11 protein-coding genes are annotated in these 12,905 nt (G+C 36.1%); 9 read left to right on the top strand and 2 right to left on the bottom strand.

What is annotated here, in order from left to right:
- Positions 1–22 precede the first annotated feature (22 nt).
- The 9 genes from FN817_RS03495 to FN817_RS03455 all read left to right on the top strand — a co-directional run bounded on the left by FN817_RS03495 (position 23) and on the right by FN817_RS03455 (position 10,037).
- Entirely contained in the window at positions 23–2,416 is a 2,394-nt protein-coding gene (locus FN817_RS03495; RefSeq protein WP_142716726.1) for a 3-hydroxyacyl-CoA dehydrogenase/enoyl-CoA hydratase family protein, read from the top strand.
- Positions 2,417–2,499: 83 nt separating this feature from the next.
- Positions 2,500–2,964: an IS200/IS605 family transposase gene (gene tnpA, locus FN817_RS03490; RefSeq protein ID WP_142716725.1), complete on the top strand. Its 465-nt coding sequence runs from the start codon at positions 2,500–2,502 to the stop codon at positions 2,962–2,964.
- A 104-nt stretch (positions 2,965–3,068) separates the two neighbouring features.
- On the top strand, positions 3,069–4,247 hold the full coding sequence (locus FN817_RS03485; protein WP_047422782.1) for an acetyl-CoA C-acyltransferase: 1,179 nt from the start codon (positions 3,069–3,071) through the stop codon (positions 4,245–4,247).
- A 72-nt stretch (positions 4,248–4,319) separates the two neighbouring features.
- Positions 4,320–4,688 carry a four helix bundle protein gene (locus FN817_RS03480; protein ID WP_142716724.1) on the top strand — a complete coding sequence of 123 codons (369 nt, stop codon included), beginning with the start codon at positions 4,320–4,322 and terminating at the stop codon, positions 4,686–4,688.
- Positions 4,689–4,798: 110 nt separating this feature from the next.
- Positions 4,799–6,574 carry an acyl-CoA dehydrogenase family protein gene (locus tag FN817_RS03475; RefSeq protein WP_142716723.1) on the top strand — a complete coding sequence of 592 codons (1,776 nt, stop codon included), beginning with the start codon at positions 4,799–4,801 and terminating at the stop codon, positions 6,572–6,574.
- A 202-nt stretch (positions 6,575–6,776) separates the two neighbouring features.
- Positions 6,777–7,088 carry a hypothetical protein gene (locus FN817_RS03470; RefSeq protein ID WP_142716722.1) on the top strand — a complete coding sequence of 104 codons (312 nt, stop codon included), beginning with the start codon at positions 6,777–6,779 and terminating at the stop codon, positions 7,086–7,088.
- A 27-nt stretch (positions 7,089–7,115) separates the two neighbouring features.
- On the top strand, positions 7,116–7,451 hold the full coding sequence (locus FN817_RS03465) for a YegP family protein (RefSeq protein WP_047422779.1): 336 nt from the start codon (positions 7,116–7,118) through the stop codon (positions 7,449–7,451).
- A gap of 80 nt (positions 7,452–7,531) precedes the next feature.
- The gene (locus FN817_RS03460; protein WP_047375800.1) at positions 7,532–7,978 is read left to right on the top strand and encodes a phosphohydrolase; all 447 of its coding nucleotides are present in this window, start codon (positions 7,532–7,534) and stop codon (positions 7,976–7,978) included.
- 10 nt (positions 7,979–7,988) lie between these two features.
- The gene (locus FN817_RS03455) at positions 7,989–10,037 is read left to right on the top strand and encodes a M48 family metallopeptidase (RefSeq protein ID WP_142716721.1); all 2,049 of its coding nucleotides are present in this window, start codon (positions 7,989–7,991) and stop codon (positions 10,035–10,037) included.
- Here the strand turns inward: FN817_RS03455 and FN817_RS03450 are convergent.
- Together FN817_RS03450 and FN817_RS03445 are read right to left on the bottom strand one after the other, a co-directional pair.
- A complete protein-coding gene (locus FN817_RS03450) occupies positions 10,034–10,750 on the bottom strand; it encodes a DUF2490 domain-containing protein (protein ID WP_142716720.1) in 717 nt (238 codons plus the stop codon). The two genes, FN817_RS03455 and FN817_RS03450, sit on opposite strands and share 4 nt — an antisense overlap.
- A 71-nt stretch (positions 10,751–10,821) precedes the next feature.
- Positions 10,822–12,633 (bottom strand): TonB-dependent receptor plug domain-containing protein, encoded by a 1,812-nt coding sequence (locus FN817_RS03445; RefSeq protein WP_142716719.1) that lies wholly within the window; start codon positions 12,631–12,633, stop codon positions 10,822–10,824.
- Positions 12,634–12,905: the final 272 nt, after the last annotated feature.

The following is a 12,905-nucleotide window of genomic DNA, read 5'->3' as shown; positions in this document are numbered from 1 at the left end:
TATAAAAAATAAAAATTTACATATGAAAAGAAGAATCAAACATGTAACGGTTCTTGGTTCAGGAATTATGGGAAGCGGTATCGCTGCTCACTTCGCCAACATCGGTGTTGAAGTATCACTCTTGGATATTGTTCCTTTTGAACTTACTGAAGCTGAACAGAAAAAAGGTTTGACCAAAGATGACAAGGTAGTGAGAAACAGAATTGCTTCCGAAAACTTTGAAAAACTTAAAAAAGCAAGTCCTGCACTTCTTTATTCACCAAAGTTTGCAGACAGAATTAAAATCGGAAACTTCGATGATGATCTTCCGAAAATAAAAAACACAGACTGGATCATTGAAGTAGTAGTAGAAAGACTTGACATCAAGAAGTCTGTATACGAAAAGATTGAACAGTTCAGAAAACCGGGAACATTGATTTCTTCCAATACATCCGGTATTCCTATTCATTTCCTTACTGAAGGAAGAAGTGAAGATTTCAAAAAATACTTTGCAGGAACCCACTTCTTCAATCCGGTAAGATACCTTCCTCTTTTAGAGATTATCCCTACTAACGATACAGATCCTGAGATCATCGATTTCTATATGAACTATGGGGCGAAATTTTTAGGTAAAACAACCGTTTTAGCCAAAGATACACCTGCTTTCATCGCCAACAGAATCGGTGTATTCTCGATGATGGATCTTCTTCACAATGTACAGAAATTAGGGCTTACCGTTTCTGATGTTGATAAATTAACAGGTCCGGTGATCGGACGTCCAAAATCTGCTACGTTCAGAACAGCTGACGTTGTAGGTCTTGATACTTTGGTAATGGTAGCCAACGGAGTTCGCCAGAGCGGTGCTGAGGCCAATAATTTCAATGATGTTTTTGCGCTTCCAGACTATATCCAGAAAATGATGGATAATAAATGGCTAGGTTCAAAAACGGAACAAGGGTTCTATAAAAAAGTGAAAAATGCAGAAGGAAAATCTGAAATTCACGGATTAAACCTTGACACTTTAGAGTATGAACTTCAAGGAAAGTCATCATTCCCTACTTTAGAATTAACAAAAACAATTGACAAACCAATTGACAGATTCAAAGTTTTGATCGGAGGTAAAGATAAAGCCGGTGAATTATACAGAAAATCTTTAGGAGCATTATTCGCTTACGTTTCACATAAAGTTCCTGAAATCTCTGACGAAGTTTATAAAATTGACGATGCCATGAGAGCTGGTTTCGGATGGGAAAACGGACCGTTTGAAATCTGGGATGCTGTAGGTGTTGCAAAAGGTATTGAGCTTGCGAAAGATGCAGGATACGAAGTTTCAGACTGGGTAAAGAACGTAGAAACCTTCTATAAAGTTAATGACGAAGGACAAAGTATTTATGTTGATAAAAATTCAGGAGAATATAACAAAATCCCGGGTCAGGATGCATTCATCATCTTAGACAATATCCGAAAAAACAAAACACTTTGGAGCAATTCCGGTGCAGCTATTGAAGATTTAGGAGACGGAATCATCAACTTCGAGATCCGTTCAAAAATGAACTCTCTTGGAGGCGAAGTTCTTGACGGATTAAACAGAGCGATTGATTTAGCAGAAAAAGAATATGACGGATTAGTTGTAGGAAACCAAGGTGCTAACTTCTCTGTAGGAGCTAACCTTGCCATGATTCTTATGATGGCTATTGAGCAGGATTGGGATGATTTGAATATGGCTATCGCTTACTTCCAGAAATCTATGATGAGAGTACGCTACTCCTCTATTCCTGTAGTTGTAGCTCCTCACGGAATGACTCTGGGTGGAGGATGCGAAATGACAATGCATGCCGACCGAGTGGTTGCAGCCGCAGAAACATACATCGGACTGGTAGAAACCGGAGTTGGTGTAATCCCTGGTGGTGGTGGTACTAAAGAACTGACTTTAAGAACTTCCAGAGAATTCCATAATGATGACGTGAAAAATAACAGACTTCGTGATGCTTTCATGAACATTGCGATGGGTAAAGTAGCTACGTCAGCATATGAAGCTTATGATATGGGAATCCTTGAAAAAGGAAAAGACATCGTTTCCGTAAGTAAAAACAGACAAATTGCCGAAGCTAAAAAAGTAGCAAAACTATTAGCAGAACAAGGCTATACCCAACCTATCGAGCAAAAAGTAAAAGTTCTTGGTAAAGATGCACTAGGGATGTTCTACGTAGGAACAGACCAGATGCTAACCGGAAACTTCATCTCTGCACACGACAAGAAAATTGCTGATAAACTGGCGAACGTAATGGTAGGTGGAAACTTATCTGAACCAACATTAGTAACAGAACAGTATCTATTGAACCTTGAAAGAGAAACCTTCCTTCAGCTTTGTGGGGAAAGAAAAACTCTGGAAAGAATTCAGTATATGTTACAAAATGGTAAACCATTAAGAAACTAACAGGAAGCTCCGTAGGAGCGAACTGTTAATAGCATGAATAATTTTAAAAGTTGGAGAGCCTCGTAGAGGCGGCCTGTTAATGTATGGCAAATACCTACACTCAGATTTATATTCAAATTGTGTTCGCTGTAAAAGGAAGACAAAATCTGATTCCAAAAGAAAACAGAGAAGAGTTACATCAGTTTATAACAGGTATTGTTTCCAATAGAAACCAAAAATTATTCGCAGTTTTTGCAATGCCGGACCATGTCCATATTCTCGTAAGTATGAATCCGACACTATCGGTTTCAGATTTAATAAGAGATATTAAAGCGGGTTCTTCAAAATTCATCAATGAAAAAGCATGGATGAATGAAAAATTCAATTGGCAGGAAGGGTACGGAGCTTTTTCTTATTCTAAAAGCAGTGTTGATTCTGTTGTAAAATATATTTTAAATCAGGAGGAGCATCATAAAAAGAAAACTTTTAGAGAAGAATATCTGGATTTTATGTCAAAATTTGAGATAGAATATGATCCAAAATATTTATTTGAATGGATTAGTGATTAACAGGTCGCTCCTACGGAGCTCCACAAAGAAAGCATAAACAAAGACTAGGAACAGTTTACCTCTACGAGGCAAAAATTCTTAAAACAATTTAATTAAACAAAAAAATGAAAACAGCATACATAGTAAAAGGTTTCAGAACTGCCGTTGGAAAAGCTCCAAAAGGAAGTTTAAGATTTACAAGACCTGATGTCATGGCGGCTACCGTTATTGAAAAATTAATGGCTGAGCTACCACAATTAGATAAAAACAGAATTGATGACCTTATCGTAGGAAATGCAATGCCTGAAGCTGAACAAGGGCTGAACGTTGCACGTCTGATCTCTTTAATGGGATTGAATACTGATAAAGTTCCGGGAGTTACCGTAAACAGATACTGTGCTTCAGGAAGTGAGGCGATTGCCATTGCTTCTGCAAAAATCCAGGCTGGTATGGCAGATTGTATCATCGCAGGTGGTACAGAATCGATGTCATACATTCCAATGGGAGGTTATAAACCGGTTCCTGAAACGGATATCGCAAAAACAAACCCTGATTACTATTGGGGAATGGGTTACACAGCAGAAGAAGTAGCTAAACAATATAATATTACCAGAGAAGAGCAGGATCAGTTCGCTTTTGAATCTCATATGAAAGCTTTAAAAGCAAATCAGGAAGGAAAATTTGCCAACCAGATTGTTCCGATTCCTGTAGAATATAACTTCCTGGATGAAAATCAGAAACTACAGACTAAAAAGTTTGATTTTTCAATAGATGAAGGTCCAAGAGCTGATACTTCTTTAGCTGGCTTAGCAAAATTAAGACCTGTATTTGCCAACGGAGGAAGCGTAACTGCCGGAAACTCTTCTCAAATGAGTGACGGAGCAGCTTTTGTAATGGTAATGAGTGAGGAAATGGTAAAAGAATTAGGTTTGGAGCCTGAAGCAAGATTAGTTGCTTATGCTGCAGCCGGATTAGAGCCAAGAATCATGGGAATGGGACCTATCTATGCTATTCCAAAAGCTTTAAAACAAGCAGGTTTAGAATTAAAAGATATTGAATTAATCGAATTAAATGAAGCATTCGCATCACAATCTGTTGCCATTAAGAAAGAATTAGGCTTAAATCCTGATATTCTAAATGTAAACGGAGGAGCCATCGCTTTAGGTCACCCTCTTGGATGTACAGGAACGAAATTAACAGTTCAACTTCTTGACGAAATGAGAAAGCGCGGAAACAAATACGGAATGGTTTCTATGTGTGTAGGAACAGGACAGGGAGCGGCTTCTATTTTTGAACTATTATAAATAGATAAATAAGATAATAGACGGATAGATAATAGACGGATAGATAATAGAAGGTAAAAATGCAAGAAATGAATGAATGATTTTAAAAGACACAATTTTAAGAAACTTAAAATTTGGCAAATGAGTATGGAATTATCAAGGTTAACTTTAGATCTTACAGATACTTTTCCATCTTATGAAAAATATGGGTTGAAGAGCCAAATGGACAGATGTACTATTTCAATTCCGTCAAACATAGCCGAAGGTTCAAGCAGAACAAATAAGTCTTTTAGTCATTTTTTAGATATTTCTTTAGGTTCTTCATTTGAATTGCAAACACAAATATTGTTAGCAAATCATAGAAAATATTTATCTGATGAAAAAACCGAAATCTTTGAAATTAAAATTGAAGAATTTCAAAAAGCAACAATGGTATTTCAAAATACTTTAAACAGAAACTAATTAAGAGAATAGACGGATAGATAATAGACAAAAAAAATAGACAATGTTGAAATCTATCATCTCTTCGTCTATGATCTAAAGGTCTAAAAAATTAAATAACAAAATAACATATGGCTACATTAAAAGGCGGGGAATTCCTAATTAAACAAATTCCTGCAAACGAAATTTTCAGTCTTGAAGAACTGAGTGAAGAGCAAAAAATGCTTCGTGATTCTGCTAAAGAGTTTATTGACAGAGAAGTTATTCCACAACATGATCGTTTCGAGAAAAAAGATTATGCATTGACTGAAGAAACAATGCGTAAATTAGGAGAAATGGGACTATTAGGAATTACTGTTCCTGAAGAATATGGAGGTTTGGGAATGGGATTTGTGAGTACTATGTTGGCTTGCGATTATGTTTCCGGAGGAAATGGCTCATTAGCAACAGCTTATGGAGCACATACAGGAATCGGAACTCTTCCTACTCTACTTTACGGGAGTGAAGAATTGAAAAAGAAATACCTTCCGGATTTAGCTACAGGAACAAAATTCGGTGCCTATTGTTTGACTGAGCCGGATGCAGGATCTGATGCCAATTCAGGGAAAACAAGAGCAAAATTGTCAGAAGACGGAAAACATTATATCATCAATGGACAGAAAATGTGGATTTCCAATGCAGGTTTTGCAGATACTTTCACATTATTTGCAAAGATTGATGATGATAAAAACATTACAGGTTTCGTAATCAACCGTTCAGAATTGGAAAATCCGAACAGTTTAACATTTGGTGAAGAAGAACATAAATTAGGAATTCGTTCCTCTTCTACCCGTCAGGTTTTCTTCAATGATATGAAAGTTCCTGTTGAAAATATGTTAGGTGAAAGAAACAACGGTTTCAAAATCGCTTTGAATGCATTAAATGTTGGTAGAATTAAATTAGCTGCAGCAAACCTTGACGGACAAAGAAGAATTTTAAACCATGCTATTCAATATTCAAATGAAAGAAAGCAGTTTGGTGTTTCTATTTCTACTTTCGGAGCAATCAGAAAGAAAATTGCAGAAATGTCAACCGGAGTTTTTGTGAGTGAAGCGGGTTCTTACCGTTTAGCAAAAAATGTTGAAGATAAAATTGCAGAACTAGTTGCTGGCGGAATGGATCATCAGCAAGCTGAATTAAAAGGTGTTGAGGAATTTGCGGTAGAAGCTTCTATCCTTAAAGTTTTCGTTTCTGACCTTACTCAAAATACTGCTGATGAAGGAATCCAGATTTATGGAGGAATGGGATTCTCCGAAGATACCCCAATGGAATCTGCATGGAGAGATGCCAGAATTGGTAGAATTTATGAAGGCACCAACGAAATTAATAGATTATTAGCGGTAGGAATGCTTATTAAGAGAGCAATGAAAGGTGAATTAGATCTTTTATCTCCTGCAATGGCAATCAGCAAAGAATTGATGGGTATTCCTTCATTTGAAGTTCCTGATTATTCAGAATTCATGAGTGAGGAAAAAGCAATTATTGCAAATCTTAAGAAAGTATTCCTGATGGTTTCCGGAGCTGCACTTCAGAAATTCATGATGGATATTGAAAAACAGCAGCACTTATTATTAAATGCTTCTGAAATCCTTAACCAGATCTATATGGCAGAATCTGCGGTATTAAGAGCAGAGAAACATTTCTCTCCTGACTCTGTAGAAGCAGCTATGGCTCAGTTGAACCTTTACAAAGCTGTTGAGAAAATCATCACTGCGGCTAAAGAAGGAATCGTTTCTTTTGCTGAAGGAGACGAGCAGAGAATGATGCTTTCCGGATTAAGAAGATTCACAAAATATACCAACCACCCGAATGTAGTAGCCTTAACTGAAAAAGTGGCTGCTCACTATATCCAGAAAGGGGCTTATTAGTCTTTAATAACATAAATTTGATTCAAAACGCCTCATTACGGGGCGTTTTTTATATATTTAAAATATAAATCAGGCAAAAATAGACCAAACTCGAAAAACGTAAAAAATATTTGTATGAGGAATTGATATTTAAAAAACTTTAAATATCAATAATTTTTGCTAATTTTATTATAACTAAAAACCATAAAAACACGAAAACATAATGAAGACATTATTTCCACTACTTCTTTTGTCTGCTGTTCTGACGGCACAAAAAAAGGAAAACTTAATTCCTATTCCCAAAACAGATACCATAAAAATTGTCAGCAAAGGAAAATTCCCCGAGCACTTTTCGCTAAAATCAAATCAGCCCCGCACAGGGCTCTATAAAATGCTGATTAAGAAACCTGATGACACTATAATGTATCTGGCGTTAAAAGAACCCTCAAAGGACTATTCGCAATACAAAATTTTAAACGCTATTACGCCTGACAAGTTCAAGGTAGGTCCAAAGAAACTCATATCCTCTAAATAACACAACACAAATTTAAAAACGATAAACATGGGAAAATTTATTATCTCTAAGAGAACAAACGGAGACTTTCAGTTTAACCTCAAAGCAGGAAACGGACAGGTTATTTTAACCAGCCAGGGTTACAGCACAAAGCCATCCTGCGAAAACGGAATAGGATCTGTAAAGACCTATTCACAGGAAGATTCAAAATTTGAAAGAAATACAGCCAAAGACGGCAGATGTTATTTCAATTTAAAAGCAGGCAACGGGCAGATCATAGGAACCAGCCAGATGTATGAATCTGACAACGGCATGGAAAACGGAATAGAATCTGTAAAAAACAATGCTCCACATGCTCACGTAGAGGATGAAGCGGATCTTTAAAATCAATTGAAATAATCTTAATAAAAATGTCTTATTTTTTTAAGGCATTTTTTATTTTTGTATTCTATTTTTCATTAGAAATGACAAAAGAAGAATTACTGAATAGAGCAATCAAAATTGCCGACAAAGCCCATAAAGGACAAACAGATAAATACCATGCCCCATACATAGCCCACGTAATGCGTGTGATGAATTATGGTAAAACACTGGACGAAAAAATTGTAGGTGTACTGCATGATGTAGTGGAAGATCATCCGGAAGAATTCAGTCTGGATTATTTAAGGTCTGAAGGGTTTCCAGAATATATTATTTTCGCTATCAGCTGTCTTACCAAGTTTGATCCGGAAGAAGATTACGATGATTTCATTAAAAGAACAGAAAGATCTCTGCTCTCTGTTGCCGTAAAACTGAATGACCTTCGTGACAACATGGATCTTAGAAGAGTCAACAGAGAACTTACTCCTAAGGATATTAAAAGATTCAACAAATATCTGAAAGCGTATCGTTATCTGATAGAGAAATATTAATAAAAAACACATGACTAATAACCTGCCTAAAATTTCATCAGCTTATCAATCCAAGCTGGTCTCTGCTATTGTATCTATTTCAGTTTTTTTTCTGATCTATCTGATACTTATACTTGCCTCACTTCTGATGATATGTTTATTAGGATACGGGGCCATAAAGCTGTTAAGTATTTCTCTCAATTACTTCACAGTTTTTGGTGCAGCAGGATTGCTAAGTGTTGGAGTTTTTGTGTTTATATTTCTTGTTAAATTTATTTTCAAAAAGACACATTACAGCACCCGTCATCTGATAGAAGTCAACAGATCCCACCAGCCTGAACTGTTTGCCATTATTGATGAAATTGTAGCTGAAACCAAAGTGAAAGCTCCACAAAAAGTTTTTCTTTCGCCCGATGTGAATGCCAGCGTAAGCTACAATTCCATTTTCTGGAGTATGTTTTTGCCGGTAAAGAAAAATCTGACGATCGGGGTTGGACTTATCAATTCAACCAGTGTGGGAGAATTAAGAACCATTTTAGCCCATGAGTTTGGACATTTTTCTCAAAAAAGCATGAAGGTGGGCGGCTACGTCAATCAGGCTGAAAAAATAATCTTTGAAACGGTTTACAATAATAAAGAGTACGAAAATTTCATATTGGAATTTTCAGGAGGCAATGCTGTTTTTAAAATTTTTGGTCTGATATCGGTCAGTTTCATCAATGCATTTCAATCTGTTCTTAAAAGCATATCGAATTTTCTTTTCAAAAATCATGCTTCTCTCCAAAGAGAAATGGAATACCATGCAGATGCTATTTCAACCTTTATTACCAATCCTGAAGAGCAGGCTTCATCTCTCTTAAGACTGGAATTAAGTGATGCTGCTTTTAATTATTCTTTTAATTTTTATGTTGAAAGCCAGCAAAAATATCTTCCAAAGAATCTTTATAAAAATCAGATCTCTTTAATGAAAATCTTATGCGAAAGAAACAATCATCCTTACGTAAACGGGCTTCCTAAAATAGATGCCGAAGATCTTACCCGATATAATAAATCCAGAATAGAAATTGAAGACCAATGGACTTCACATCCGGATATCCTAAAAAGAATTGAAAGGATTAAAACAAACGAAACCAGAAATACACCTGCAGACCACAGGTATGCAAAAGAGATCATCAGTGGTTTTGATACTATCTGCGAAACCATGACGTCGAAATTCCTTACTTTACGCAGTGTAAAAAATGTAGGAGAAGTGATAGATGATGAAAGTTTTATACAACTCTATCTGGACGATAACAACTATAAAACTTTCAGTTCAGATTTTAACGGATATTACGAAAGGCATAATCCTATTGTAGAAAATATTGAAACTGTAATTTCAGGCTCCTCGTCTCATGATGTTTCTGAACTTTTCAGTGACAAAAAAGTATCTTTAGTCTACGAAAAATCCGGAATAGAGAGTGATATTCAGACACTGCAATACCTGGCTTCTTATCCGAAAGAAATAAAAACCTTCAGGTTTGATGGCAGTCTATACAAAGCAAAAGATGCCAGAAATCTTATTCCTGATCTTGAAAATGAACTGAAAAAGGTACAGAAAGAACTTCTTGAAAATGACAAAGCTATCTTTCGGCATTATTACCATATTTCTGATGAGGACCTGAAAAAAGACCTGCTTGCCAAGTATAAGAAACTGGCAGTTATAGACAGAGAATTTGACGATTATCAGAAAAGTCTTAATGAGTTTACAGTATATCTACAGTTTATGGCGGTCACTTTACCCTTTGAAGAAATCCGTAAACATAGAGCCAAGTTATTAAAAGCAGAAGAACCTTTTAAACAAAAGACCAGGGAACTTCTTGAAAACTCAGCGTATAAGGAAGCCTTAAGTGATGAAGATAAAAACTTTTTACAGGAATTTGTAGATTCCGAATACATCTACTTCAACAAAGACAAATATATTGAGCATGAGGTAAGTGCTGTATCCTTGCTGATTGAAAAATACCGGGCATTACTCAGCGATCACTACCTTAATTCTAAGCTGGATTTATTAAATTTTCAGTCAGGTTTAAATAAGAATTAATCTGCACCCGGGAAATCGTAGGTCTTCGTGTGATGGTTCGTTCCATCAATGTTGATGTTTAAGGCAAGATAAATAAAATGTAAATTTTTATTCCCTTTTGCTTCAAATTCACGCTGCCAAAGATATCCGCTCACGATTCCAAAGTAATCATCAATCTGATAGCCAAACCCGCCATACACTCTGTTTCTGGCAAAACTAGGCTTCATTGGGCTCACAAAGAAGATTTCGTCATACGCATTAGCGAAGACAGTTCCTTTTTTAATGGTTTTGGAATTTAAAGGAACACTTACATTCAGACGGTATCTGTAGCGCATTCTCTGGGAAGTAAGATCTGTTTTAGGCTCATAGAACCAGCTTTTCTCAACACGAAAACGGTTTTCAAACTTCACGATGCCTTTTTTAATATCAATCACATCCTGAAGCCATACCCTGAACTCCTCTCTGCTTAAACTATGGTCTTTATAGTTGACATATCTTCCCAATCCTATGAAAGGCTTGTGATCTTTGGTAAGATTATACCCTATTCCCCCTTTTATCTCATAATAATCAGGGTAGGTATAATCTTCATTACCACGCATCTGTCCTTCTGCATAAAGGAAAAATTTCGGATGAAACTTATAGGTCAGAGTCACTGCATTGAAGCTGGAAATATGTTCCTGTGCTTTAAAAAAAGAAATACCAAGTAGTAAACCTAAGCCTATAAGACGTTTCATAAAAAATTTTTGCAAATGTATATTTTTTAACAATTTGTTAATATTAACTTTCATTAATATTAAATTAACACCTACTTAATATTAATTGTGTAAGAAAACCCAATGTGGAACCACCTTTGCGGCATTGCTACTCCAAATGCTTCCGTGTAGTTTGTATTGGTAATATTGTTAATCAAAACATATACTGAGTAGTCCTTTTTAGCAAAACTCAGCTTTTCATCAACAAGATTATAAGTTCCCAGATTTACTCTTTCATTATAACGGTAAACAAGCTCGTTGGTAAAGTTTTTCAGGAATTTCACCTCTAATTTGGAAATAAACTGATGTCTCAGGTTGTCAAGAATGTATCTCGAAACCAATCCATTTTTCTCTTCATATTTGCTGTCGATATAAGTATACCCAACCGTGTATTTAAACCAGTCTACCGGCCTATGACTCCACTCTGCTTCTATTCCTTTGGTTTTGATATCTCCTACATTTTGGGCAAACCATACTTTGTCACCCGGGTCATTTTTAACCCAGTCAATAGAATTGCTGGAATTCCTTAAAAACCCGCTTATTTTAGCTAAAATTCTGTTATTTTGATATTGATATCCTACCTCGGATGAAAGCGCATTTTCAGGCTGTAAGTCCGGATTTCCCTGTTCTGTTTTACTTATATAAAAAAGTTCGGTGAAGGTAGGTATACGATGTACTTTTGCAATATTTCCGTAGATTTTACTATTAGGAGTAAAGTTATAGCCGACATCCAGACCAGGATAAAAGAAATTTCCTTCTTTAGAGTAGTTAGCCCATGAAATTCCCGGACTGATGTTCAGTTTTTTATCCAGTAATGAAAAATGATGTTCAAAGAAAACCTGAGATACAAAGCGGTTTCTATCACCCAGATTACTGCTCACCAAAAATTCTTTTCTAAGCTCTACTCCAATTCCGGTTGTACCCAACCCCCATTGGTAGCTGGAATTTACTTCACCGCCTACGTTATTTCCAATGTGCATATTTCTGTAAAAATCAGGATCCCATCTGTTATAAAGATACATATCCTGACCTCTTCTCCAGTATACATTTGAATTAAGCTTTAGTTTCCCAAACGTCTGTTGGTGAGCTACACTTACAATAGATGCCTGTGTCTCTTCATACTGCTTTGTTGCATCTTTGGAAGCATAAAAACCATTGGCCCCGAATTTCTTTTCCGAAAAACCTGCCTGTACTCTCACATCTCCGTTTTTAATATTCAGTTTTCCCTGATAAAAAACATTTCTGATCTCATAATCAGTATTAAACATATAACCTTCTGAAGAAGCAGAATTGGCCTGAAGGGAATTGGTAAACTTTTCATTTCCTATCTGTGCATTGAAGCCAAGACCATACGTACTGAAATCTCCCCCTTCTGCACTGATCTTCACTTTCTTTCCGGGAACAGTTTTAGTAATAATATTGATAACACCGGCATAAGCATTCTGCCCGAAACGTCTGGCAGCAGGCCCTTTTATAATTTCAATCTTTTCTACCTCATCCAGATCAACCGGAATATTCATATTGTTATGTCCGGTCTGGGAGTCATTCATCCTGATTCCGTTCAGAAGCAGAAGAACCTGCTCAAAAGAACTTCCCCGGAAACCGATATCACTCTGCACCCCATTGGCTCCTCTCCTTCTGATATCCATACCGGGTACCTGCTGAAGAATTTCGTCTATACTTTTAGCCGGAGAATTTACAATATCTTCTCTGCTGATAACGCTGATATTCTGATTGGCACTTTTATAAGGTGTAGAGATAAATTTTCCCTGAAATTCAATGCTTTCAATATCTGTTGTCTTCTCCTGTGCATGTACCCAAAGTAAAGATCCCAGAAAAAAAGCACTTCCTATCTTTTTGATCATAATCGTTTCCGTAGTTTTCTTTTATAACAGATTCCAAAAGTAAGGGAGTTCACCAAGACAGGCAAATGATAGTTGTCATAAAAAAAGATGCAGCGTAATGCTGCATCTGTGTGAGGGAGTAATTCTATCTTTTCTTCATTAAATGTGTAACCAGATCTCTGAATAATTTTCTCATTTCTTAGTACATATTTAAGGGTACAATTTTAAATAATTTTAAAATACAAAACAATAGTTTCATAAAAAAATTTAACATATTTTCTAAAACTATATAA

The organism is Chryseobacterium rhizoplanae, from assembly GCF_900182655.1.
GTDB classification, from domain to species: domain Bacteria; phylum Bacteroidota; class Bacteroidia; order Flavobacteriales; family Weeksellaceae; genus Chryseobacterium; species Chryseobacterium rhizoplanae.
This window is presented reverse-complemented; position numbering and strand designations above follow the sequence as displayed.